The sequence below is a fragment of the Patulibacter sp. genome, assembly GCF_030655195.1.
GTDB lineage: Bacteria > Actinomycetota > Thermoleophilia > Solirubrobacterales > Solirubrobacteraceae > Patulibacter.
The window spans coordinates 32,418-55,840 of sequence record NZ_JAURWA010000108.1; the positions used below are offsets into that span (position 1 = coordinate 32,418).

Annotated in this window: 19 protein-coding genes and 1 pseudogene; 5 read left to right on the forward strand and 15 right to left on the reverse strand. The window is 71.3% G+C overall.

Annotated features, from left to right (window positions below):
• Positions 1-39 precede the first annotated feature (39 nt).
• On the forward strand, positions 40-396 hold the full coding sequence (locus Q7T67_RS11300) for a helix-turn-helix domain-containing protein (protein ID WP_304789160.1): 357 nt from the start codon (positions 40-42) through the stop codon (positions 394-396).
• A gap of 1,776 nt (positions 397-2,172) precedes the next feature.
• On the opposite strand, the pseudogene mobF reads toward Q7T67_RS11300, so the two are convergent.
• A pseudogene (mobF, locus tag Q7T67_RS21210) lies at positions 2,173-4,047 on the reverse strand (MobF family relaxase); the annotation flags it as partial.
• A gap of 175 nt (positions 4,048-4,222) precedes the next feature.
• On the opposite strand from mobF, the gene Q7T67_RS11310 reads away from it, so the two are divergent.
• The gene (locus Q7T67_RS11310) at positions 4,223-5,089 is read left to right on the forward strand and encodes a nuclease-related domain-containing protein (RefSeq protein ID WP_304789166.1); all 867 of its coding nucleotides are present in this window, start codon (positions 4,223-4,225) and stop codon (positions 5,087-5,089) included.
• Positions 5,090-5,095: 6 nt separating this feature from the next.
• On the opposite strand, the gene Q7T67_RS11315 is transcribed toward Q7T67_RS11310, so the two are convergent.
• Together Q7T67_RS11315 and Q7T67_RS11320 are read right to left on the reverse strand one after the other, a co-directional pair.
• Positions 5,096-5,269, reverse strand: coding sequence for a helix-turn-helix domain-containing protein (locus Q7T67_RS11315; protein WP_304789169.1), 174 nt, complete (start codon positions 5,267-5,269; stop codon positions 5,096-5,098).
• A 286-nt stretch (positions 5,270-5,555) separates the two neighbouring features.
• Positions 5,556-6,629, reverse strand: a complete 1,074-nt coding sequence (locus Q7T67_RS11320) for a M42 family metallopeptidase (RefSeq protein WP_304789172.1) — start codon at positions 6,627-6,629, stop codon at positions 5,556-5,558.
• Positions 6,630-6,754: 125 nt separating this feature from the next.
• On the opposite strand from Q7T67_RS11320, the gene Q7T67_RS11325 reads away from it, so the two are divergent.
• The 3 genes from Q7T67_RS11325 to Q7T67_RS11335 are packed head-to-tail and all read left to right on the forward strand — an operon-like array spanning position 6,755 to position 9,538.
• Entirely contained in the window at positions 6,755-7,135 is a 381-nt protein-coding gene (locus Q7T67_RS11325) for a RidA family protein (RefSeq protein WP_370695390.1), read from the forward strand.
• 46 nt (positions 7,136-7,181) lie between these two features.
• Positions 7,182-8,411 carry an alcohol dehydrogenase catalytic domain-containing protein gene (locus tag Q7T67_RS11330; protein ID WP_304789177.1) on the forward strand — a complete coding sequence of 410 codons (1,230 nt, stop codon included), beginning with the start codon at positions 7,182-7,184 and terminating at the stop codon, positions 8,409-8,411.
• Positions 8,411-9,538, forward strand: a complete 1,128-nt coding sequence (locus tag Q7T67_RS11335; protein ID WP_304789180.1) for a class II histone deacetylase — start codon at positions 8,411-8,413, stop codon at positions 9,536-9,538. Before Q7T67_RS11330 ends, Q7T67_RS11335 begins: the two co-directional genes overlap by 1 nt.
• Positions 9,539-9,665: 127 nt before the next feature.
• Here Q7T67_RS11335 and Q7T67_RS11340 read toward each other — a convergent pair whose 3' ends face one another.
• The 12 genes from Q7T67_RS11340 to Q7T67_RS11395 form a co-directional block, all read right to left on the reverse strand.
• A complete protein-coding gene (locus Q7T67_RS11340) occupies positions 9,666-10,100 on the reverse strand; it encodes a cobalamin B12-binding domain-containing protein (protein WP_304789183.1) in 435 nt (144 codons plus the stop codon).
• Positions 10,097-10,555: a VOC family protein gene (locus Q7T67_RS11345; RefSeq protein ID WP_304789187.1), complete on the reverse strand. Its 459-nt coding sequence runs from the start codon at positions 10,553-10,555 to the stop codon at positions 10,097-10,099. The genes Q7T67_RS11340 and Q7T67_RS11345 overlap by 4 nt, the downstream gene beginning before the upstream one ends.
• Entirely contained in the window at positions 10,552-12,204 is a 1,653-nt protein-coding gene (locus Q7T67_RS11350; protein WP_304789190.1) for a hydantoinase B/oxoprolinase family protein, read from the reverse strand. The genes Q7T67_RS11345 and Q7T67_RS11350 overlap by 4 nt, the downstream gene beginning before the upstream one ends.
• The gene (locus Q7T67_RS11355; protein ID WP_304789192.1) at positions 12,201-14,201 is read right to left on the reverse strand and encodes a hydantoinase/oxoprolinase family protein; all 2,001 of its coding nucleotides are present in this window, start codon (positions 14,199-14,201) and stop codon (positions 12,201-12,203) included. The genes Q7T67_RS11350 and Q7T67_RS11355 overlap by 4 nt, the downstream gene beginning before the upstream one ends.
• Before the next feature lie 36 nt (positions 14,202-14,237).
• On the reverse strand, positions 14,238-14,999 hold the full coding sequence (locus Q7T67_RS11360) for an SDR family NAD(P)-dependent oxidoreductase (protein WP_304789195.1): 762 nt from the start codon (positions 14,997-14,999) through the stop codon (positions 14,238-14,240).
• Positions 15,000-15,009: 10 nt separating this feature from the next.
• A complete protein-coding gene (locus Q7T67_RS11365; RefSeq protein ID WP_304789198.1) occupies positions 15,010-16,254 on the reverse strand; it encodes a S9 family peptidase in 1,245 nt (414 codons plus the stop codon).
• Between the two features lie 30 nt (positions 16,255-16,284).
• The gene (locus tag Q7T67_RS11370; RefSeq protein ID WP_304789200.1) at positions 16,285-17,040 is read right to left on the reverse strand and encodes an SDR family NAD(P)-dependent oxidoreductase; all 756 of its coding nucleotides are present in this window, start codon (positions 17,038-17,040) and stop codon (positions 16,285-16,287) included.
• 10 nt (positions 17,041-17,050) lie between these two features.
• On the reverse strand, positions 17,051-17,920 hold the full coding sequence (locus Q7T67_RS11375; RefSeq protein ID WP_304789203.1) for an amidohydrolase: 870 nt from the start codon (positions 17,918-17,920) through the stop codon (positions 17,051-17,053).
• Between the two features lie 62 nt (positions 17,921-17,982).
• The gene (locus Q7T67_RS11380) at positions 17,983-19,635 is read right to left on the reverse strand and encodes a methylmalonyl-CoA mutase (RefSeq protein WP_304789206.1); all 1,653 of its coding nucleotides are present in this window, start codon (positions 19,633-19,635) and stop codon (positions 17,983-17,985) included.
• Between the two features lie 90 nt (positions 19,636-19,725).
• A complete protein-coding gene (locus tag Q7T67_RS11385; protein WP_304789209.1) occupies positions 19,726-21,573 on the reverse strand; it encodes an ABC transporter ATP-binding protein in 1,848 nt (615 codons plus the stop codon).
• The gene (locus Q7T67_RS11390; protein WP_304789212.1) at positions 21,573-22,436 is read right to left on the reverse strand and encodes an ABC transporter permease; all 864 of its coding nucleotides are present in this window, start codon (positions 22,434-22,436) and stop codon (positions 21,573-21,575) included. The genes Q7T67_RS11385 and Q7T67_RS11390 overlap by 1 nt, the downstream gene beginning before the upstream one ends.
• Positions 22,437-22,456: 20 nt before the next feature.
• Entirely contained in the window at positions 22,457-23,416 is a 960-nt protein-coding gene (locus Q7T67_RS11395; RefSeq protein WP_304789217.1) for an ABC transporter permease, read from the reverse strand.
• Positions 23,417-23,423 lie beyond the last annotated feature (7 nt).

A 23,423-nucleotide genomic window follows, 5' to 3' on the forward strand; every position in this document is an offset into this window, starting at 1 on the left:
CGCGCACCCCGGGTACACCGCGACGCATACGCTGGCGCCGTGAGCGACTCCGCCGAGCCCGAGACCCCCCGCCCCGGGCAGCCGGTCCGCGGCTCGCAGACCGGCCAGCCACTCAACGCACTCTTCGACCTCCTCGGCCGCCGCTGGACGATGACCGTCGTCTGGGCACTCCGCGACGGCGGCGCGACGTTCCGCGAGCTGCAGACCCGCAGCGGCGGCATCGCCGCGTCGGTCCTCAACACCCGCCTGCGCGAGCTCCGCGAGGCCGGACTGGTCGAGAACGGCGAGGACGGCTACGCGCTGACCGACCTCGGGCACGGACTCATCGAAGCGGGAGCGCCACTCACCGCCTGGGCCGACCACTGGGCCGCGGCGCTCTCGAACCTCGACGACTGACTCCGCCAAGGCCGTCCCGACAACCGAACACCAGACGGAATAAGCGGACCCGATGCGGGCGGCCCGGCGCAAACGCATGGTCGCTGTACCAATAGACCCGTCCGAATTGATTCCCGGGAATGGGGCGTCAAACGGGACAGGTACGAGACTGCGGCGCCAATCCCCACGGGTTCCGACCAGGGCGTTCGGCACGAACTGCGACCTCGAGCGTCGCCGGGGATTTCAGCTCAGCGCGGGAAGTCTCGGACTCACCTATCAGCGCCCACGTGCCGCGAGTCCACCAGCGCACCGGTCCTGCCACGACCGATCCGGCGTCCGGCTCGGTGCAGCTCACCTTCCGAGGTCGAGTCCGATGTCCGGCGGCTCGGGTCCACGCGCGATCGACCGACGCGCGTCGTCCACCTTGCGCGTAGCCCGGTGCCAGTCGCGAGCTTCGATTGGGTCGTCCGGACGCCGAGAACTGAGACCGCCTACGGCTTCCAGCGGCCGATGGCGCAGCTCGTGCTCAGCGACACGCCGTGCTGCTTCGTCCCAGCGTTCGGCGAGAACGTCATCATCGGGACGTGGGCCAAGCTGCCGGGTGGCCCAGGCCGGCCGGGTTCGGACTTCCTGTTCGCTGAGGATTGACAGCCCGCGTTCGGCTCGTGCCCGGACGTCGCGCAGCTCGCGGTTGATGCCGGCGAGCTTGCGTCGGAGCGTCTGCGGGTCGGCGGGGAGCCGGCGCTCGATCTCGTCGCGGCGTGCGACGAGATCGGGACGGTCCCGGACGGCATCCGCGATCCGGGTCTGCAGTACGAGACGTTCGGTCGCGTAGTCGTCCGATGCGCTTCGGAGCAGACGCTTTCGGGGCTCAGGGAGCTGCGTCAGTCGCGCGACGGCGTCGGCGCGGCGCTCGTCGAGCTTGCGCAGCTGGTCTTCAGCGTGGGCATGCCGCTCGAGGTCGCCGGTCGGGAACGCGCGTCGTACGTCCGCGAGCCGGTCGACCTCGCCGAGCAGCTGCGCCAAGTGCTGTCGGTCGGCGCTGGGCTCGGATGGCTGTGGCGCCGTTTTGGTCGGCTCTGGCGTCGCTGTCCACTCGCGGTGGGCAACCTCAGTCGACCCGCTTCGCGAGTCGCGCTCGGAAAGCCGATCGACGGCTAGGTCTTCGTCGTCACGTACCGTCATGCGCTGGGCGACCTGGTCGAGGATCTCCGTCCGCGTTGCACGGGGCGGCCGGTAGCTGGGGGCGATCTCGTCGCGGTGCTCGTCGTCAGCGTCGTGGGGAGCGAGGACGTGGAGTTCGGTGGTGTCCCGGGCGCGGGAGAGCGCGGTGTAGCTCCAGCCGCGGGTGAGCTCCCACGGTTCGGTGACGACAGCGGCCCACTCGACGGTGCCGCCCTGCATCCCGTGGCCGGTCAAGGCGTAGGCGGGCTCGACGTGGCCGGCGACGTAGTCCGCCGGGAGCTCGCGGACCGCGCCCGTGTCGGTCCGGAGCGTGATGCCGTCCTCGGTTGCCGACTGGACGGTGCCGCGGGTGCCGTTGTCAACGTTCAGCTCCCAACTGTTCCGTCGACAGATGATGCGGTCTCCGGCGGCAACGATTACCGGTCCGTAGTCGTGGTCCATCCCCAGCCCGCCGAGGTCACGCCGTACCCCGCGAGCCCGATCGTTGAGGGCCTGGCGCGTGTCGTTGTCGCGCGCGATCAGGACCGCCGACGCCAACCCGTGGTCCTCGACGGCCGACGTCCACGCCGCCACCGCCCGGTCCATCCCGTTCCGGGGCTGGTCGTGAACGGTGATGCGTCCGGCCTGGTCCGCCCACTCGAGGTACGGAGCGCTGTGGCCCTCGTGGAGTTGCCCGAGGGCTCGCCGCTCGTCGGGGTCTCGCTGGCGGCGGACCTGGTCGAGGCGGTGGTGGCCGACGCGTTCGCCGACGGCGCGCATCCATCCGCCGGCCTGCACGGACGGCAACTGCCCGGGGTCGCCGATCGCGATCACCTTGACCCCGCGTGCCTCGGCCCAGCGGAGCATCCGTTCGGTCTGGCGAGTCGAGGCCATCGCGGCCTCGTCGAGGATCACGACGTCCGCGAGCTTCGCCTTGGGTTCACGCTCGATCGCGGCGATCATGCTGTGCAGGGTGCGGGACCCGGTGATCCCTGCTTCGTCCGCCAGCTCTCGGACCGCTCGGCCCGTCGGAGCCACCCCGACGACATGCAGTCCCGCGGACTCGTAGGTCTGGCGGAGCACGCCGGCGGTGTAGGTCTTGCCGGTGCCGGCGAGCGCTTCGACGACGTCGACACCGTTGCCCGATCCGGCGACGCCGCGGACTGCGGCCGTCTGCTCGTCGCTGAGCGTGCGGTCGGATGTCACCAGTGCGCGTTCGACGTGGCGCTCCGAGAGGCGGGCGACGCCCTCCCCCGCCCTGCCGGCCGCGGCGGCGACCAGGCGCCGCTCGGTGGCGACGAGGTCGTCGGTCGTGAACAGTCGGTCCTGCTCGCCCGGACGGTCGAGCTCGTCGGACAGCTGGACCTCGCGGACGTCCCCGCGCCCTAGGAACACACGAGCGTGGTCGCGGACGTCGGCGACGCGCGCACCTTGCTGGTGGGCCTCGGCGTACTCGCGGACCGCGTCGCGCGCGAGGAACGTGTTGGCCATCTCGGTCAGGCCTGTCGGGCCCGCCAGCCGGGCGTCGAGCGCCGCGAATTTGACCGGCGGCCCGCCAACCCGCACCCCGCGGGCAAGGTCCTTGCGGCCTTCGTCGACGAGCGCTTCGACTGCTTCGCGGTCCAGCCCGTGCTCGGCCGCGCGGGCGACGACCTCCTCGCGCCAGGTGACGGTGTCGATCTCGTAGGTCTTGCGGCTCCGGGTGGCGAGCGCCGCGGACTCGGCACGGCCCTTGGTGTTCAGCGAGAACCCGTCACCTTCGGCCTGCTCGAGCATCTCCATCCGCCGACGCGAGAAGTGATCGCGCACACCCTTCGGAACGCTGACGAGCTCGGCCGCGCCTTTCGAGACCGCACCCCACTCCAGACCGAGCCGGTCGCGGACTTCTGCTCGGAGGTGCGCCTGGTAGAGCGTGCCGGCGGTCTTCGCGTGCCGGTAGATGTGCCGGGCGTCGAGCGCGGTCCAGCGCCCGTCGGGACCTTGACTCGCGTTCGCCGCGACGACGTGGGTGTGCAGCTGCGGATCCAACGACCGCGACAAGCGGTGCCGGTAAGCCGCGGCGATGAGGCCGCCGCCGGGCTGGACGACGACCCCGCCCTTCCCGCGGCGCACTTTCACGGCAGTGTCCTCGACGTACCGCAGCGCCGCCCCGACAGCGGCGTCGTGTGCCCTGACGAGTTCCCTCGACGTCTCGGGGTCCGCGACGGCGAAGAGCACCGACACGGATTTCGGTGCCGAGAACGTCAGGTCGTAGCCGGCGACCTTTACCTCGCTCCGACTCGACCGCAGCGCGCGGTGGAGGTCGGGGTCGGACGGGTCGATCCCGGCGGCCATCCCGCTCAGCTGTTCTGCCCGGACCTGACCGTCGAGGCCGAGCTGCTCGGCGCCGCGGCCGATCCATCGGCCGGGGGCTTCGCCCTGGCCCGAGTAGTAGTCGTCCTGGCCGTGGGCCACCGTGCGCTCGTAGTAGCGCTCCTGACCCGCGGCGAGCTTCCCGACGGACAACATCCGGTGCGTTCACCGTACGCCCGCCGCACCCCGGGTGCAACTGTGTGCACGACGAGCGCAGCGAGGATGGGCGGGCCTCATTCGTTGTCGGGGTGATCACCTTCCTCGGCAGGCCGACGTACGTGCGTCGAGATCCCTAGGCGTGACTGTCGGCCGTCGTGATCATGCCTCGCGAATGGTCGATCTGCGCGTGAGGACGTCCGACGAGGAGCGCCGTGCCGGTCGGGCCGCGACCGAGCGGTTCCGTGCGGGCCAGCGCGAGTGGCGCCAGCGGATCAACCGGCCGGCGCTCGCCGTCACCGGCGCGATGGTCCTCGCATCGGTCGTGCCCGCGCTCGTGCTCGGACAGATGTGGGGCTACGCGTTGGGGGTCTACGGCGGGGCGTTCATCGGCCTCTACTTCTGGCTTCGCGACGATCCACCGGAGTACGTAGCTCGCTGGGAGTGGGGTGCGGACGCCGAGCGGGCCACGGCTCGAGCGCTGCGCGGACTCGTCCGCGCGGGGTGGTTCGCCGTGCACGACGTGCCGTGTCGTCTCGGAAACATGGACCACGTCGTGATCGGCCCCGCCGGGGTCTTCGTGCTCGAGACGAAGTGGCTGGGCGGCGACGCAACAGTCGAGAACGACGAGATCCGCGTGCAGCGCCGACTCGACCCGGACTCGAACTACGTCACCGGCGGCGTCGGTCGGCGGACGCGGAGCCGAGCGGTGGACCTCGGATCGGCGCTGGCGCAGCAGTCCGGTCGGCGGCCGTGGGTGACCGCCGTGGTCGTGATCGACAGTCGTTTCGCGGACGGGGTCGTTGACGGGGACCGGATCACCTTCGTGCGTCGCGACCTGCTCGCCGACTGGCTCGCGGCCCGCCCCCAGCGGCTGGCGCCCGGGGAGGTCGACCAGCTCGCCGCCGCGATGCGGACGCTCGTTGACCGAGCGGACGCCGGGGACGCCAAGCGCCGGGCATCGAAGCCCTCGGTCGTCGGCGAGACGGCCCCGTTCATCCTCGGTGTTCCGGCGACGCCCGCCGGGCCGACGAGCCGCTGACCCGGTTCAGGCGTCGTCAGGCGCCCGATGACCGGTCAGCAGCCAAGCCTCGAACACCGGCCGGACGACGATGAGCGTCCGCCCGAGGTGCCGGGCCCCCGGCAGCTCGTCCCGCTGGGCGAGGTCGTAGACCCGCCGGCGCGAGCAGTGGAGCATGCGCGCCACCTGTTCGGCGGTCATCACGTCGTCTCGCGTGAGGGCATCAGCCTGCACAGACCGGTTGTAGCTCGCCGAACGGCCCGCGACTAGTAGGCACTTGTGCCCACCCGAGCGAGTGACCCTTAATTCCGGCGTCGCCTCTGGGCCCGTTCCGAACAGCGGCCATTCCACCCGGGATCATTCGGACGGCGGTGACACACGATCCGGCCCGAGTGCCCAGTCGCTGGTTCGCCTGCGGCGACGACCTGACTGAGCGTGCGGCATCAGGCCGAGGCGCGACTGGGATTGCCGTGCCCGGGGGGGGGTGTCACAGCTCGGTGGGTTCTGTTCCGGAACGTTCGACTATGGCCCGCATCAGGTCGACGGTCGCCCGGACGTCGCGAAGGTCCACGGTCTCGAAGGCCGTGTGGGTGTAGCGGGTCGGCACCGCGATCAGTCCGGCGGGCGAGCCCGCATCGATGAACGCCCGGCCGTCGGAGGCGTAGCTGGAGAACACGGCGTCCTGGAGCGGGATACCGTGCGCTTCGGCCGCGGCATGGATCTGCAGGCCGATCCCGCGGTCGTAGTGGACCATCGAGTCTTTGTGCACGAGGATCGGCCCGGCCCCGAGCCGCGCCGGGTGCTCCTGGTCGTCGATGCCCGGGACGTCGCCGACGAGCCCGACCTCGAGGCCGAGGACCCGGGCGAAGCCGTCGTGCGCCGCGACGGCCTGCGCGCCGTGCAGTCCGTTCTCCTCCTGGACGGTGATCGCGAACCACAGCTCGCACTCGAGGGCGTCGAGGTCAAGGTCCGCCCGAAGCGCCTCCATCACCGCGATCGCGACCCGGTCGTCCATGGCGCACCCCGCGACGCGGTGCTCGCCGAGCTTGCGGAACTCGGCGCGGTAGAGCACCTGGGCCCCGACGTGGATCCCGGATCGGAGGACGGCGGCGCGACTCTCTGCACCCAGGTCGATCCAGAAGGTCGGCCAGAGCAGGTCTGGACCGTCCTGGGGACCGAGGGCGCCGTGAGCGACGTGGCCGCTCGCCGCGGCAAAGACGCCCTCGATGATCTCGCCGGAGCGCGTCACCACGCGTGCGCCCTGGCCCACGGGCCACCGGAGCTCCGGGCGGGTGCCGCGCGCCCCCTGGCCGTTGTCGAGCATCAGGAACCCGTCGTCGGTGATCGACCGAACGACGTAGCTGACCTGGTCGGCGTGCGCGTGGATCAACGTGCGCGGGCCGCTCCCCCCGACCCGCAGCAGCAGGTTCCCGAGCCCGTCGCGCTGAACGTCGTTGCCCCACCGCTCGATGAACTCGTCGAGCAGTGGCGACTCGAACCCGGACGGCGCGGGAACCCCGCAGAGCACCTCCAGGAGGGTGGCCAGATCTGCATCGCGCATCGCCGCAGCGTACCCGAATGCTGGAGTCCAGTTCTACAATATGGATATTAACTCTGTATCGTGGACTCATGGCCAGGCCCGTGAGCAGCACCCTTCAAGCGTCCGGTGCACCCGGGCGGAGCGTCGTGTCCGCAGACGCGTCCGGAGGCGTCCGGGCAGTCCGGATCGCGGTACCGGGCCCGCAGGTCTTCGTCTCGGGCATGACGGCGCGCGGGGACGACGGCGGCGTGGTCGGCATCGGGGACGCGGGTGCTCAGGCCGTTCAGGTCTTCGCGAACCTTCGCTCCACGCTCGAAGTCGCCGGCTCGAGCCTCGACGATGTCGTGCGGCTGGACCTCTACGTCCGGGACGTCGAGGACTTCCCGGCGATCGCGGCGGCGCGGGCATCGGCCTTCGGGGACCGACCCCTTCCTGCCGCGACGTTGGTCGAGGTGTCACGACTCGCCGACCCGGACTACCTCGTCGAGGTCAGCGCGATCGCCGTCACCGGGACGCTGGCGCCATGACGCCCGCGCCGATCCCCGCAGTCCCCCACGAGGGAACGAGGCACGCATGACCGCCAACCGCGGAGTGACGTTTCAGGAACCGGGTGTGGTCGAGGTGACCGACGTCGACGAACCCGACTTCGTGTTGCGCGACGCCCCGGGCATCAATCCGGCCAACGCCGGCCGCCGCTGCGACCACGGGGTCATCGTCAAGGTCCTCGCGAGCTGCATCTGCGGCTCGGACATCCACATGGTTCGGGGCCGGGCCCCGGCTCCGGCTGGTCTGGTGCTCGGCCACGAGATGACGGGCGAGGTCGTCGCGATCGGCCGGGACGTCGAGACGCTCGAGGTCGGGGACGTGATCTCCGTGCCGTTCAACGTCGCCTGCGGTCGATGCCGCGCGTGCTCGGCCGGACAGACCGCGATCTGCGAGGGCGCGAACCCCGGCGGGGCCGGCGCGGCGTTCGGCTACCCCGGACTCGGGGGCTGGGCGGGGGTGCAGTCTCAGTACGCACTCGCGCCGTTCGCGGACTTCAACGCCCTCAAGTTCCCCGACCGCGAGCAGGCACGCGAGATTCTGCCGGACCTCGCGATGTTGGCCGATATCTTCCCGACCGGGTTCCACGGCGCCGTCTCGGCGGGTGTCGGTCCCGGGTCGGTCGTCTACGTTGCCGGCGCCGGCCCCGTCGGCCTCGCCGCCGCGTGCTCGGCGCAGCTTTTGGGTGCAGCCGTCGTCGTCGTCGGCGACCTCAATGCCGACCGACTGGCGCAGGCGCGCAGCTTCGGCTGCGAGACGATCGACCTCACGGCCGGCGTTCCGCTCCCCGACGCGATTGAAGCGATCGTGGGCGTTCCTGAGGTCGACGCGGCGATCGATTGCGTCGGGTTCATGGCTCGGGGACACGGCCCCGGCGCGGACGGTGAAGCCCCCGCCACGGTGCTCAACTCCTTGATGGGGATCGCCCGCCCGGGCGCGCACCTCGGCATCCCCGGGGCCTACGTCTCATCCGACGGCGGCGGCACCACGGAGGCCTCCCGTAACGGCGTCCTCGGCGTGGACTTCGGTGTCGGATGGGGCCGGTCGTTGGTGCTGCACACGGGCGGCTGCCCGGCCAAGCGCTACCAGCCCGCCCTGATGAAGAGCATCCTGCACGGACGGGTGAAGATCGCCGACGCGGTCGGCGCGACCGTCGTGCCGCTCGAGGACGCTGCCGCGGCCTACGCGGAGTTCGATCAGGGCGCCGCGAAGAAGTTCGTCCTCGACCCCCACGGCCTGCTCGCCGCCGGCGGCCACTGATGCGCCGGACCGGCTGGCTCTGGGACGAGCGCTTCACCGCGCACGACCCCGGCGACGCTGCAGCGTACGTGGCCGCCGGCGGACTCGTCGCGGTGGACCGGCACGTCGAGAGCGCGCTCACGAAGCAGCGATTCGCGGACATCGTCGAGGCGAGCGGCCTCGCCGAGGACCTCGTGCGGCTCGTTGCGAGGCCGGCGACCGATGAGCAGCTCCTGGCGGTCCACGCTCCCGACTACCTCGAGCGGCTGTCCGTCCTCTCGGACGGCCCCGGGGCCGAGGTCGAGAACGGTGTGAACTGCGGGCCCGGGTCCTACGAGATCGCGCGCCTGGCCGCGGGGTCGTGCATCGCCGCCCTCGAAGCCGTCTGCTCCGGCGAGGTCGACAACGCCTACGCGCTCGTCCGGCCGCCTGGGCATCACGCGGAACGCGCGGAGGCGATGGGGTTCTGCCTGCTCGCCAACATCGTGATCGCCGTACAGCACGCGCGGAGGCACCTCGGCATCCGACGCGTCGCAGTCGTCGACTGGGACGTGCACCACGGAAACGGCACCGAGTCGGCCTTCGCGAACGACCCGTCCGTCCTGACCGTCTCGCTGCACCAGGACCACTGCTTTCCGTCGGACCGCGGGGCGGTCGAGGACCGCGGCGCCGGCCCCGGACTCGGGACGAACGTCAACGTCCCGCTTCCTCCCGGATCCGGACGGCCGGCGTACCTAGCGGCACTCGAGGCGGTCGTCGCTCCCGCCCTCCGCGCGTTCGAGCCCGAGGTGATCGTCGTCGCGTCCGGGTTTGACGCCTCCGGCCTGGATCCCCTCGGCCGGATGATGCTGAGCAGCGAGGACTTCCGCGACATGACCGGGTTCGCGGTCGGCCTGGCCGACGAGCTCTGCGGCGGGCGGATCCTTCTGGTCAACGAGGGCGGCTACTCCGAAGCGTACGTGCCGTTCTGCGGGTTGGCGGTCGTCGAGGAGCTTGTCGGCGCCGTGACGCGCGCCGCGGACCCGTTCCTGGACTTCGTCGCCTCCTGGCCCGCGGACTCGGTGCTCGCGCATCAGCAGGCCGCGATCGACGCGGCCCGGGACGTCCTCGATCTGCCGCTTCTTGCAGAGCTCGCGCAGCGGGCGTAGGTCGAACCGCCGCGGCGGGGGCCATCCGCGCGTGCAGATCCGTCCGCGGGCGCCGACGCGTACGAATCGCGGCGACGGCTGCCAGGCGGACGCCCGATCCGGGCGGCCGCCGGGCCCGACGCGGTGCTCAGCGCACCGCGGACCGCAGGAGTTCGACGATGCGTGCCGTGTGGGTTCCCGGCGTGAAGACCTGTCGGACCCCCATCTCGAGCAGCACGGGCACGTCGTCGATCGGGATCGTGCCTCCGACGACCACCACGACGTCCTCGGCCCCGGCGCCCCGCAGCAGATCCATGATGCGCGGCATCAGCGTCATGTGGGCACCCGACAGGATCGAGAGCCCGACGGCGTCGGCGTCCTCCTGCAGAACCGTGGCCACGATCTGCTCGGGCGTCTGGTGCAGCCCGGTGTAGATGACCTCCATCCCCGCGTCGCGCAGCGCCCGGGCGATGATCTTCGCGCCGCGGTCGTGGCCGTCGAGGCCGGGCTTGCCGACGACGACCCTGATCGGGTGGTCGCGGACAACCGCGGGGAGGTCGTGTCCGACGTCCGGGGAGCTCATGTGACCTGTCCCGGGGTCCCGGGCTGTTGGAACTCCAGCAGGATGCCGTCGGGGTCCCGGAAGAACACGACCTTGCCTCCCGCGTAGTGGCCGACGCTCATGTCGACGATCTCGCTCAGCGTCTCAACGCCGGCGGCCCGGAGTCGTCGGACGTCGCCCTCGATGTCGTCGACCTCGAAGCCGATGCGGGCAATCCCAAAACGGTCCTCGCCCCCGTCGAACGTGCGGATCGCATCCGGGGCGACCGGCTCGATGATCTCGATGATCTCGCCGCCGAGGCGGATGAGGCCCAGCCGGATGACGACGCCCGGGACGTTGAACATCCGGTCGAGGAAGTCGCCGCGGCGGTCGTCGTCGCGAGAGACGAGCTCGGCGCCGAGGACGTCGGTGTAGAAGTCCATGGAGCGGCCAAAGTCGCGGACGAGGAGGACGGTGTGGTGCAAGTCGCGGATCATGCGGCGACCCCGACGTAGCCGGCGCGAACATCACGGTCGACGAGCGCGGGATCGCGAAGCCCGGGGTCACCGAATCCGCCACCTCCGGGCATCTCGACGACGATCCGGTCGCCCCTGCGCAGCTGGATGTCCTGGTCCTTTGTGACGTGTTCGGGGAGCTCGACGGTGCCGTCGGTCCGGACGACCTTCGCGGTCGTCAGCGCGCCGTCGCCGCCACCCGCGATGCCGGGGGGGGCGAAGCGGCCACGTTCCATCAGGAACGAGACGTCGGCGCGGTCGGCCTCGATGACGAGCTCGTAGCGCGCACCCAGGCCGCCGCGGTGCTGTCCGATCCCGGCGGAGTCCGGTCGCAGCTCGTAGCGGGCGAACGACACCGGGTACCACTCCTCGAGGAGCTCGATCGGCGGAACCTTCGCCATCGAGATGGTCGCGCAGGCGTTCGTCAGGCCGTCCCCGCCGGCGTGGCCGCCGTAGCCGCCCCCGGCGAAGAAGTACATGATGAACTCGCGGCCCTCGTGGTGGCCGTGGACGGTGAGGTTCGCGGACGTGGAGTACGCAGCGCCCTGGGCGAGCTCCGGCAGGGCCTGCCCGAGCAGCGCCATCACGGCATCGATGACGCGGGCGGGGACCTCAGAGGCGCAGCCCGCGACCGGGGACGGGTAGCGCGCGTCGAGGAACGAGCCGGGCGGCACGGTGATGTCGACGAGCCCGAAGGTCCCGTCGTTGATGAGCAGGCCGGGGAACGCGTGCATGATGCCAATGAGGACGCCGGACTTCGACGCGCCCAGGGGTGAGTTCATCGGCCCTGCACACGTGGGGCTCGTGCCGGCGAAGTCGAACGCGAGACGTCCGTCGGCAACGGTCATCGCACAGGAGACCCTGAGGGGATCCGAGCTCACGCCGTCGCCATCGAGCCACGCGACCGTCTCGTAGCGTCCGTGCTTCAGACGCAGGAACTGCGCACGGGCGAGGCGTTCGGCGTAGTGGCCGAGCTGGTCGGCGAAGCTCCGGAAGCCGTCCAGGCCGTAGCGCTCGACGAGGGCGGTCAGGCGGCGCCTGCCGACCTCCAGGGCTCCGAGCTGGGCGACGATGTCCCCGTGGCGCTCCTCGGGCACGCGGACGTTGTCGAGCACGAGGCCGAGAACGTCGTGATCGACCTCGCCGTCGCGGACGAGCCGCGTCGGCCCGAACCGGAGCCCCTCTTCGTGGATCGTCGTCGAACGGCTGCCGAATCCGCCGGCGACGGCGCCACCCATGTCCGCCCAGTGCGCGGTGTTGGCCAGGACGCAGACCAGCTCCCCGTCGACGTGGAACGGGGTGATGAGCCGAACGTCCATCAGGTGCGTCCCGCCGCGGTAGGGGTCGTTCAGCATGTAGACGTCGCGCTCGCCCGGAACGGTGACCTCGTCGAGGAACGCCTCGACGGAGTACTGCATGCAGCCTGTGAAGATCGGCAGACCACGGTGGCCCTGGGCGATTGCGCCGCCGTCGATGCTCGAGTAGATCCCGGACGCGCGGTCGACGGACTCGGAGATGATGGGCGAGAAGGCGGCACGTTCCAGCGCGGTGTCCATCTCGGAGCAGATCTGCTCGATCGCCCCCGCGAAGATGGCGAGGTCGGCGGCATTGGTGGCCTCGGTGGTGCTCATGCGTGGACCTCGATGAGGATGTGCCCGCCGGTGCTCACCGTTGCGGTGGTGTCGGGCGGGAGGAACAGGGTGGCGTCGGGTGCGCTGATCGTGGTCGGGCCGCGGACGACGGCGTCGTCGGCCAGGGCCGGCCTCCAGTGCTCGACGTCGGGCGGGACGGCGACGTTCGTCGTCCGGACGTCGCCGAGCGAGAACCCCGCGGCGGCGCGGCGCGGCGTCCGGGCCTCCAGCCGGACGCTGCGGACCATCACCGCGGAGCTCGGCAGGAGGCCGCCGAAGAGCTCGCGGTACTGGGCGAGGAACGCCGCCTCGATGGCCGCCGGGTCGGGATCCAGGGGCGCCTCGACGTAGACCGCGTGGGTCTGGCGCTCGAACTGGCACTCGTAGAGCGCGCGCACGCTCGTCGGCATCCCCTCGACGCCGGTGAGGTTCTCGGACATGCGCGCGACGGACCGCTGAATGGCGACGCCGAGCGTTGCGGTGTCGAGGTCCTGGAGCGCGGACCGGGCGGAGATGATCTCGTCGGTAGCGAGGTCGGCAATGAGGCAGCCGTAGGCGGACAGCAGGCCCGGGCTGGCGGGCACCACGACGGTCCGGACGCCGAGCTCGCGGGCGATCTCGCACGCGTGCAGCGGACCGGCTCCGCCGTAGCTGATGATCGCGTAGTCGCGGGGGTCGCGGCCGCTCTGGATCGTGACGTCGCGGACGCAGGAGGCCATGGTCGCGACGACGACGCGCAGCACGGCGTCGGCCAGGAGACCCGGACTCGGGAACGCCGCAGTCAGCTCGGGCTGGTGCTGCTGGACGGTGGCCCAGATCTGGTCCTTCGAGACCGGTGGCGCCAGGTCCGTCCCGAGCTGCGTCGCGCGGAGCCGGCCGGCAAGCACGTTGGCGTCGGTGACGGTGAAACGGGTGCCGCCCTTCCCGTACCAGATGGGTCCGGGCACCGAACCCGCAGAACGCGGGCCGACGCGAAGGAGGCCGCCGTCGTCGAGCTCGGCGATCGATCCCCCGCCGGCGCCGACGGTCCGCACGTCCAGGGTGGGGATGCGGATCGGGACGTTGTACTCGAGCTCGAGCTCGTTGGTCGTCAGCGGGCGGCCGTCCTCGATGACGCCGACGTCGAAGCTCGTGCCGCCCATGTCGCACGCCACGGCGGAGGAGATCCCGAGCTCGGAGAGCACGCGTGCCGCACCGGTCAACCCGGCGGCGGGGCCGCTGATGACACTGCGGATCGGGAACCCCGTGAGGGCCGCGACCGGGAGCGTCCCGCCGTTGCCCTGCATGACCCGGACGCGCGCGTCGGTCGTGACCTCACCGACCCGCTGCCCCAGGTCTCCCAGGTACTCGGAGAGGTTCGGGGTCACGTAGGCGTTCAGGACCGTCGCAACGGTCCGCTCGAACTCGCGGACCTCCGGCAGGACGTCGGCCGACAGGGTGATCGGGACATCGGGGAGCTCGTCGGCCAACCAGGCGAGGACCTGGTCCTCGTGCTCGCGGTTGGCGTAGGAGTGCAACAGGACCACCGCGACGCTCTGGACGCCGGCATCACGCAGCGCACGTCCGGCTTCGCGGGTGGCCGTCTCGTCCAATGGCAGCTGCTCGACGCCGTGGCGGTTGAGCCGGCCGGGGACCTCGAAGCGCAGCCAACGCGGAACGTGGGGCTCGAAGCTGCCCCGCAGGCCGTAGACCTGCGGCCGCGTCCGTCGCCCGAGCTCGAGGACGTCGCGAAATCCGGCGGTCGTGACCAGGCCGGTCAGGGCCCCCCGCCGCTCGATGATCGCGTTCGTGGCGACGGTGGTGCCGTGCAGGACCTCGACGATCCCCGCAAGGTCCTCCGCCGGGATCGCTTCGGCGATCCCGTGCATCAGGCCGTCGGCCTGGTTCTCCAAGGTCGACGGGGTCTTGACCAGGACGGCCGCCCGGTCGGGTGACCAGGCGATGAGGTCGGTGAAGGTGCCGCCGACGTCTCCGCCGATGTGCCAGGTGGTGCTCATGCGTTCTCGATCTGGAAGAGGTGGGAGCCGGGCGGCTCAGCGGACGAGATAGCCGCCGTCGACGACGAGGTCGTGTCCGGTGACGAAGGAGGCGCGATCGGAGGAGAGCCACACCACGGCCTCGGCGACCTCGGCCGGGGTGCCGGGCCGACCGAGGGGTTGCAGCGCGCGGACGTCGCCACGGCTGAGCAGCCCACCGTCCACAGCGCGCTGGAGGAGCGGGGTGTCGATGACGCCCGGCGAGACGCAGTTGACCCGGATGCCGCGCGCTCCGTAGTCGAGCGCCGCGGCCCGGGTCAGGCCGAGCAACCCGTGCTTGGCCGCCGTGTAGGCCGTCGTCCTGGGCTGCGCGACGGAGGAGAGGACCGATCCGGTGTTGACGATGCTGCCGCCCCCGGCCTCGAGCATGTGGGCGGCCTCGGCCTTCAGGCAGAGCCACGCACCACGGAGGTCGACCGCCAGCACCCGGTCCCATTCCTCCGGGTCGAGCTCGTGGGCTGCACCGCCGGGATCCTCGACCCCGGCGTTGTTGTGCGCGCAGTGCAGTCCGCCCAGCTGCGCAACGACGGATGCGACCATCGCGGTCACGTCGCCCTGATCTGCAACGTCGCAGCGGACGGCGATCGCGCGCGCGCCGTCGTCGCACAGCGCCGACGCGGCGGCGTCCGCCGCCTCCTCGTCGATGTCGACGACCGCGACCTTCGCGCCGTCCCGCGCGAAGGCGGCTGCGCACGCAAGACCGATGCCGGCGCCGGCCCCCGTGACGAGGGCGACGCGGCCGTCGAGGGGACCGGGCATGCCGGGTCCCCTAGGCGACCGGGGCGACGGTGGCCGGCGCCTCGGTGCCGTCCCACCAGGGCGGACGGGCGGTGCCGTCCACGATGGTGCCGTCGCGTCCGACGTAGCTCTGTGCGTCGGCACCTGCGGGGATGCCGTCGCCGAGGGCCTGCTCGAGCCAGTCGGCGGCGATGCCGATGATCTCGGCCCCGACGCCGCCGAGCGCGTGGAACTCCTGCTCGTAGACCACGAGCCGCTTCGGCGCGTCGATGTACTCGTAGAGGTCGATGGTCTCCTCGAGGGTGGAGAGCTCGTCGAACTCGCCGTAACACATGAGGACGGGGCAGCTGATGCGATCGGCGAGCTGCTTGACCCCCATCTTCGTCGCGACCTCGTCCTCGAAGACCTGCTCGTCGGCGATGCCGGACATGGCCATGAACTGCTTCTTGAAGCCCGGCTGGGCCCGGTTGAAGATGACCTGCGTGTCGCCGTAACAGCCCATCGCGGTCGCGGCCGCCTTGATCCGCGGATCCAGCGCCGCGGTGCGCAGGCCCCAGTACGACCCCATGCTCACGCCCCAGAGCCCGACGCGATCTGCGTCGATCTCGGGACGCGACGTAAGCTCGTCGATGAGGGCGCTCATCGCGGGCTCGTAGTTCTCGAGCGTCACGAACAGCTGGTCGGTGAGGGTCTCCCCCTGTCCGGGACCGTCGACGGCGAGAACGGCCATGCCGCGCGGCAGGTAGTACTGCTCCGCGACGCGGGCCCAGTCCTCCTTGTACATGTCCATGCCGGGCAGCATCAGGACCAGCGGGGCCGGTTCGTCGGTGTCCGGAAAGTGTGCTGTCGCGTAGAGGGTCTGGCCGCGGAACGGCAGCTCGATCCGCTCGCTGCGGGTGGTGCCCATGCGCGCGACGCCCTCGGAGCAGCGGTTGATGGCCTGCGTGTAGGCGGTCTTGCGGGAGTCACCCGGCGCGAACGAGTGGCGGGCGTGGCCGTACAGGAGCGCGGAGCGGTGGTAGAGGTCGTGGGCGGCGCGTCGGAAGCCCTGCGCCTCGTACCAGGTCGCCTTGTGCTCGATCTCGGAGCCGACCTCGCCCCAGGCCTTCGGCATCTGGGCGGAGGTCTTGACCCGGCTCAGAGCCCGGTCGAAGTCGACGGGGTCGTAGCCGATCTCGGCCAGGAAGTGCCGGGACTCCGGGTGGAGGACCTCGTAGCCGTTGCCGGCGAGCAGGGTGTTGACGACCCAGCTCTGCTGTTCTGCGCGCTTCGTCATGGTGCTTCTCGTTCTCGTGTGTGGGTGGGGTCAGCCGGCGGCGAGGCCGCCGTCGACCAGCAAGCTGGTGCCGGTGATGTAGGACGCGCTGTCGGAGACGAAGAAGACGGCCGCGTCGGCGATGTCTCCGACCTCGCCGATCCGGCCGAGCGGGGTGTGGCCGATCTCCTTCTTCTCGAACTCCGGGTCCGCGAAGAGGTGGGCGTTCATCGGCGTCCGGACGTTCCCGGGCGCGACGGCGTTGACCCGCACGCCGTTGGGGGCCTCCTCGAGTGCGAGGGAGCGGACCAGCAGCTCGATGGCACCCTTGGTGGCCCCGTAGGCGCTGCAGCCCTTGAAGCCGATGTGGCCGCCGACGGAGCTCACGAAAAGGACGCTGCCGCCGGGGCGCAGGTGCTCGATCGCGGCGGCGGTCACGAGGAAGGGGGCCCGGACGTTCGCTGCGAGCTGCCGGTCGAGGAAGCCGATGCCCGACGCGATCGGCGCGGGCTCGAAGACGCCGGCGGCATTGACCAACGTGGTCAGGCCGCCGAGGCCGTCGAGCGCCTCGGCGACGACGCGCGCCGCGGACTCCTCCTCGGTGAGGTCGGCGATGATCTCGACGACGGTGGCTCCCGTCTCGCGGGCGGCCTCCGCCGTCGCTGCGAGGCGGTCGGCGTTGCGGCCGGCGATCGCGATCGAGGCACCCGCGGTCGCGAGGGCGACGGCGATGCCGGCACCGATGCCGGAACTGGCGCCGGTCACGAGCACCTTCTTGCCCTCGAGGGCGGTGGTGGTGAAGGTCATGCGGTCTCCTTCAGACGCGGTAGAGCCGCGCGGCGTTGTCGGTGAACAGCGAGCGCTGGTCACCGGGGGACAAGGTGTCGGTCAGCTGCGCGAAGGCGGCGACGACCGCGTCGTAGGACGCGAAGAGGCGGTCGACGGGCCAGTTGGCGCCGAGGACGCATCGCTCGGGTCCGAACGCGTCGAGGCACGTCTGGACCCAGGGGCGCCAGCTCGCGACCGACCACTCGTGGTCGGCCATGCCGAGACCGGAGATCTTGCAGTGGACGTTGGGCTCGGCGGCCAGGACAAAGAGGGCGGTGCGCCAGGACGCGAAGTACTCGTCGGTCCGCTCGACGGGCCAGCCTGCGTGGTTCAGCGCGATGCGCAAGCCGGGGCACGCCCGTGCGAGGTCCGCCGCGACGGGCATCTCCGACCAGCCGCACGCCAGGTCCCAGACGAGGTCCCGCCGCTCGAGCTCGCGCAGGCCGCGGAGCACGTCGGGATCGTCCAGATGCCCCATGCTCGACATGTCCCGGATGCCGCGCAGCAGCCCGGACGCCGCTGCGTGGCGATCGAGTGTCTTCGAGAGGTCGGGGGCCCGGAGATCGGCGCGGGCAACGATGGCGTCTGGCAGGCCGTGCGACTGGTGTTGCTGCTCGAGCCATGCTGTCTCGGCGACGGCGTCGCCCGGGGGGCCAGCGGCCTGGACGTGGACGACCTTGCCGGTGCCGGCGTGGCGACTGTCGCGCAGGTGGTCGGTGGCGTCCCAGCGCTCGAACTGGATGGCGCTGACGTCCCCCATCACCGGGTCGACCGTGGGGTCGAGCCATGCGTAGTCGAGGCCCGGGACGGTGCGGTCCCAGAGGTGGACGTGGCAGTCGGTGAACGGCGGACGAGTCATGCGGGCTCCTGCGGGATGGCGGACGGCCGGCGCGGGTGCCCGCCCGGCGGGCGGCGAAGTGCTCATGCGCGGTGCACCCCCCACTCGGCCTTCAGCGCGGTGCAGATCTCGCCGACGGTCGCGTGGGCGCGGACGGCCTCGAGGATCGACGGGACCGTGTTGGCGGTCCCCGCCGCGGCGGTCCCGACGCGCCCGAGGGCGGCGTCCACCGCGCCCGCGTCCCGTTCGGCCCGGAGGGTCCGAAGGCGCTCGACCTGTGTGCGTTCGAGGCTCGGGTCGGTGCGCATCCGGTGGCGGAGCGGCGCGTCCTCGGTCTGCGCGAAGCGGTTGACCCCGACGACGACGCGGTCGCCGTCCTCGATCGCGCGCTGGACGGCGTAGGCCTCGTCCTCGAGCTGCGCGGCGATCCAGCCCGACTCGAGCGCCGCGACGGCTCCCCCGAGGTCCTGGATCCGGTCGAACTCGGCCTGCACGGCGACCTCGAGGCGATCGGTGAGGTCCTCGACGAGGTACGAGCCGCCCAGCGGGTCGACGCTGCGGGGGACGCCGGTCTCGTAGGCGAGGATCTGTTGGGTGCGCAGCGAGATCCGGGCCGCCTCGTCCGACGGCAGCTGGACCGCCTCGTCGTACGCGGACGTCGCGATGGTCTGGACGCCGCCCAGGACCGCCGCCATCGCCTGATAGGCGATGCGGACGATGTTGTTCAGCGGCTCCTGCGCGGTCTGGGGACTGCCGAGCGTGTAGACGAAGATGTTGAGCCGGCACGCGTCGTCGTGCGCGCCGTAGCGCGATTTCAGGAGGCGCGCCCAGAACCGTCGGGCGGCGCGGAACTTCGCGACTTCCTCGAACAGATCGAGGTGCGCGCTCAGGAACATGTAGAGCGACTCGCCGAACTCGTCGATGTCGAGTCCGCGGGCGAGGGCGTCGTCGATGTAGGCGATGCCGTTCGCGCTGGCGATGGCGATCTCCTGGATCGCGTTGGCTCCGGAGTCGCGCAGGTGGTAGCCGCAGAACTCGATCGGCTCCCAGGTCGGGATGTGCTCCGCGCAGTACTCGATGACGTCGACCGAGAACCGCCGTCCCTTCTCGGGCGGGAAGATGTAGGTCCCGCGGGCGACGTACTCCTTCAGCACGTCGTTCTGGAACATCACCTTGAACTGGTCCGGTCGGTAGCCGTGGACCTCGGCGGCGGCGACGAACAGCGCCAGGGCGATGGGCGCGATCGCGTTGGCGGTCGTCCGGATCTGGCGGACGTGCTCGAGGGGGATCCCGTCGAGGAGCTCGACCATGTCCTGGAGCGCGTCGATCGGGACGCCGACCTTGCCCACCTCGCCTTCGGCGCGCGGGTCGTCGGAGTCCAGGCCGAGCTGGGTCGGGAGGTCCAGCGCGATGGAGAACCCCTTCTGCCCCTCGGCGATCAGCCGCTTGATCCGCGCGTTCGTCTCCTTCGGCGATCCGTAGCCCGAATACTGGCCCATGACCCAGAGGTGGTCGCGGTAGCCCGCCGCCGTCGTTCCGCGGGTGAACGGGAACTCCCCGGGCAGGCCGACGTCGGCGTCAGGCGTCGCGAGGTCGCGGTCCGCCCGGGTGTAGAGCGACGCGATCTCGAGGTCCGAGAGCGTTCGGTCGCCGGCCTCGCCGACCCCGATCGTGGAGCGGTGCGTCGCTTCCCACGCCGCCAGGCGGGAGCCGAAGCCCGGATCCGTCACAGGCATTATGCGTGCGCTTTCCACATTGCGGAGTGCCCATCCATCAGGTCTCCGGGCGTCCGGAACCAGCGGTGCTCGATCGTCATCGCGGGGCTCCTAGGAGGCGATCGCCGACGGGGTGCCGGCGTCGTTGCCGGGCACCGAGGCGACCAGGCGTTGTGTGTATGGGTGTTGCGGGGCCTCGAGGACCTCGTGCGTGGGGCCGCTCTCGACGACCTCGCCCTTGTTCATGACGTAGATCCGATCGGCGATCTGCCGGACCACCGCGAGGTCGTGCGTGATGAACAGGTATGCGAGCCCGAGCTCCTCGCGGACATCGCGAAGAACCGTGAGGACCTGGGCCTGGACGGATACGTCGAGGGCCGAGACGGGCTCGTCGCAGATCAGGAGACGCGGCTCGAGTGCGATCGCCCGTGCGATCGCCACGCGCTGACGCTCGCCACCCGAGAGGGCGACCGGCCGGCGCTCCGCGTACCCGGCGGGCAGTCCCACCCGGTCCAAGAGCGCCCCGATGCGCTCGGGCCCGACGTCCTTGCCGTAGCGCACCGCGAGGGCCTCGCCCAGCGCGGCCCCGACGGTCCGCGAGGGGTTCAGCGACGAGTACGGGTCCTGGAAGACCATCTGGACCGCGGACCGGAGCTTCCGGCGCTCGTCGCGGGAGCAGGCCGCGTAGGCGATCGCGTCGGTGCCGTCGATTTCCAGGCTCCCGCCGCTCGGGGTCGCGAGGCCGGTGAGGCAGCGCCCGAGCGTGGTCTTGCCCGAGCCGGACTCCCCCACGATGCCGACGCTCTCGCCCGGCCCGATGTCGATGTCGATGCCTCGGAGTGCCTGCATCGGGGCGTCCCGTCGCGACCGTGGCGGGTACGTCACCTGGAGTCCGCGGGCCCGGACGAGGCCGGTGCCGACCGCGGCCAGGGACGGCGCGACGTCGACCGTCTCGTACCGCTCGCGGGTCTCGCGCATCTCGCCGGCGATCTCGTCGGTCCTGACGCACGCGACCCGGCGGTGGTCCTCGGTGTCGACGAGCCGCGGCGCGATCGAGCGACAGACGTCGGTCGCCCAGTCGCACCGCGCCGCGAAGGCGCAGCGACCGGCCACGGCGTCGGGCGTCGGCACGGTCCCGGCGATGTTGACGAGGTCCCGTACCCGCCGGTCCGCCGGCGGCTCGGCCAGGAGCAGCCCGAGCGTGTAGGGGTGGGCGGGGGCCGCTTCGAGCTCCTCTGCCGGCCCCACCTCGCTGACGCCGCCGGCGTAGAACACGTTCACCTGTTGGCAGACCGAGAACGCGACGCGGAGGTCGTGCGTGATCAGGATCAGGGCCATGCCGCGCGAGCGCTGCAGGTCGACGAGCAGGTCGAGGACCTCCTTCTGCGTCGTGACGTCAAGCGCGGTGGACGGCTCGTCGGCGATCAGCACCTGCGGGTTCTGCGCGAGTGCTGCGGCGATTGCGACGCGCTGGCGCATCCCGCCGGAGAGCTCGAACGGGTATTGGCCGGCGACGCGCTCGTCGTGGATGCCGACCTCGGCCAGGCGCCGGACGGCTTCGCGGCGGCGCTCGTCCTTGCGCAGCCGCGATCCGGTCGCTGTCCGAAGGGTCTCGGTGATGACCGCCCCGCAGCGACGCATCGGGTGCAGCATCGTGAACGGGTCCTGCAGGATCATGCTGATCTGCGCGCCGCGGAGGCGCGCTCGGCGGCGCTCGGGGAGGTCGAGGATCTCCTCCCCGCGGAAGCGGATCGATCCTGCGGCGTGAAGCCCGGTCGGGACGAGGCCGATGATCGAGCGGGCCGTCAGGGACTTGCCGGAGCCGGACTCGCCGACGATGGCGAGGGCCTCCCCCTCTCGCAGCTCGAGGTCGACACCGGAGACGAGGGTCGTCCCGGTGGTGGAGCGGACGGTGAGGCCGGAGACGCACAGGAGCGGCTCGGTGATGTCGGCGGGCATCAGCGACCCCGTCCCTTCGCGGCGATCCGGTCGTCCACGGCCTCGCCCACGAGGTTTGCACTGACGGCGGTGGCGACGATCAGCAGCAGCGGTGCGAGTGCGGCCCACGGGTTCTCGAAGACGAGGATGCGGCTCTCGGCCACCATCCGGCCCCAGTCCGGGGTGCCAGGTGCGACGCCCAGGCCGAGGAACGAGAGCGTGGAGAGGTCGACGAACGCGTAGGTGAACGCGATGAAGAAGCTCGACGAGACCACGGGCATGATGTTCGGGAGGACGTGGATGCGCATGATCCGCCAGCGCGAGAGTCCGAGGACGCGTGCGGCCTCGATGTACGGGAGGCCACGCTGCTCCAGCGATGCCGCGCGCTGGCTGCGGAAGCTCGCCGGGATGTTCAGCACGACGAGGATCACGATGCCCAGCCCGAAGCCCCCGCCGAGGACGCCGACGACGACGATCGCGACGAGGAGGGGCGGCAGGGCGTAGACGATGTCGTTGACGCGGCTGAGCGTGGCGTCCGTCCAGCCTCCGACGTAGCCGGCCACGAGGCCGAGGACGGTGCTGATGACGACCGTGCTGGCGGCGATGATCAGCGGACCGAAGATGGCGGTGCGGGCGCCGGCGAGGGCTCGGGAGAGGATGTCCCGACCGAGCTGGTCCGTCCCGAGGAGGTGGCCGCTGACGGGGCCGAGGCTCCCTGCGTTCAGGTCGACGCGGCGGGGGTCGTCGGGGGCGATGACCTCGCCGAACACGGCGAGGAACAGGGCGGCGACGACGACCGCGAGGGCGAGGGCCGTGAGCGCCTGGCCCGGCCGGACGCGAAAGCGTCGGCGGGTGGCGACAGAGCCGATGGTTGTGGTTCCCATGAGCAGCGTTCTTCCGACCGTCAGTCCGCGGCCGCGCCGCGCTGGATGCGCGGATCGATGACGGCGTAGAGCAGGTCCATCGCGAGGTTGATGAGGACGACCAGGGCGGTCGTGACGACGGCGATCCCCTGCACCGACGGCAGGTCCTTGTCGTTGATCGACGTCAGGAGGTACGACCCGACGCCGTCGAGGTCGAACGTGCTCTCGACCACCGCCGCGCCGGCGAGCATGAAGATCAGGATCACTCCGGCCGACGTCGCGATCATCACCATCGCGTGCCGGAGGACGTACTTCTGCAGGACCTCTCGTGAGGAGAGGCCTCGGGCCCGGGCGAACGCGACGTCGTCGCGCTCGAGGGCGGAGACGACGGCGACCCGGGTGCGTCTGAACATCGACGCGGCGCCGACGAGGCCCAGCGTGACGATCGGGAGCACGAGGTGGAAGGCGCGGTCCGACAGCCCGTCGCCGGAGCCGGAGACGGGGAACCACCCCAACGCGACGCCGAAGACGTAGAGGAAGAGCACTCCGCTGGCGTAGGCCGGCGTGCTGGCCGCGACGACGCCCAGCGTTCCCAGTGCCCGGTCGCTCATGCGTCCGCGGCGCTGGGCGGCGATGATGCCGCCGCCGATCCCGAGGACGCACGCCACGAGGAACCCGCCGAGCGCGAGCGGGACCGTGACGCCGAGCCGGGAGGTGATGCCCGATCCGACGCTTTCGCCGGTCTGGAACGACCGGCCGAGGTCCAGGTGCAGCAGGCCGTCGAGGAAGTGCCAGTACTGGAGGACGAAGGAGTCGTCGAGCCCGAAGTCGCTGCGGATGGTGGCCAGCGCCTCGGGCGTGGCCTGCTGCGGGCCGAGGATCGCCTGCTCCGGGCTCCCGGGTGCGAGGTAGAGGCAGCAGAAGATGAGGAACGAGACGACGAGGACCACCAGGACCGCAGCGGCGAGGCGTCTGAGGAGATAGAGCGCGAGGCTGTTCATGGGGTGG

Coding starts and splice junctions, on each gene's coding strand:
- Q7T67_RS11310 (WP_304789166.1), top strand. CDS start 4,223: ATGGTCGATCTGCGCGTGAGGACGTCCGACGAGGAGCGCCGTGCCGGT.
- Q7T67_RS11315 (WP_304789169.1), bottom strand. CDS start 5,269: ATGACCGCCGAACAGGTGGCGCGCATGCTCCACTGCTCGCGCCGGCGG.
- Q7T67_RS11320 (WP_304789172.1), bottom strand. CDS start 6,629: ATGCGCGATGCAGATCTGGCCACCCTCCTGGAGGTGCTCTGCGGGGTT.
- Q7T67_RS11330 (WP_304789177.1), top strand. CDS start 7,182: ATGACCGCCAACCGCGGAGTGACGTTTCAGGAACCGGGTGTGGTCGAG.
- Q7T67_RS11335 (WP_304789180.1), top strand. CDS start 8,411: ATGCGCCGGACCGGCTGGCTCTGGGACGAGCGCTTCACCGCGCACGAC.
- Q7T67_RS11340 (WP_304789183.1), bottom strand. CDS start 10,100: ATGAGCTCCCCGGACGTCGGACACGACCTCCCCGCGGTTGTCCGCGAC.
- Q7T67_RS11345 (WP_304789187.1), bottom strand. CDS start 10,555: ATGATCCGCGACTTGCACCACACCGTCCTCCTCGTCCGCGACTTTGGC.
- Q7T67_RS11350 (WP_304789190.1), bottom strand. CDS start 12,204: ATGAGCACCACCGAGGCCACCAATGCCGCCGACCTCGCCATCTTCGCG.
- Q7T67_RS11355 (WP_304789192.1), bottom strand. CDS start 14,201: ATGAGCACCACCTGGCACATCGGCGGAGACGTCGGCGGCACCTTCACC.
- Q7T67_RS11360 (WP_304789195.1), bottom strand. CDS start 14,999: ATGCCCGGTCCCCTCGACGGCCGCGTCGCCCTCGTCACGGGGGCCGGC.
- Q7T67_RS11365 (WP_304789198.1), bottom strand. CDS start 16,254: ATGACGAAGCGCGCAGAACAGCAGAGCTGGGTCGTCAACACCCTGCTC.
- Q7T67_RS11370 (WP_304789200.1), bottom strand. CDS start 17,040: ATGACCTTCACCACCACCGCCCTCGAGGGCAAGAAGGTGCTCGTGACC.
- Q7T67_RS11375 (WP_304789203.1), bottom strand. CDS start 17,920: ATGACTCGTCCGCCGTTCACCGACTGCCACGTCCACCTCTGGGACCGC.
- Q7T67_RS11380 (WP_304789206.1), bottom strand. CDS start 19,635: ATGCCTGTGACGGATCCGGGCTTCGGCTCCCGCCTGGCGGCGTGGGAA.
- Q7T67_RS11385 (WP_304789209.1), bottom strand. CDS start 21,573: ATGCCCGCCGACATCACCGAGCCGCTCCTGTGCGTCTCCGGCCTCACC.
- Q7T67_RS11390 (WP_304789212.1), bottom strand. CDS start 22,436: ATGGGAACCACAACCATCGGCTCTGTCGCCACCCGCCGACGCTTTCGC.
- Q7T67_RS11395 (WP_304789217.1), bottom strand. CDS start 23,416: ATGAACAGCCTCGCGCTCTATCTCCTCAGACGCCTCGCCGCTGCGGTC.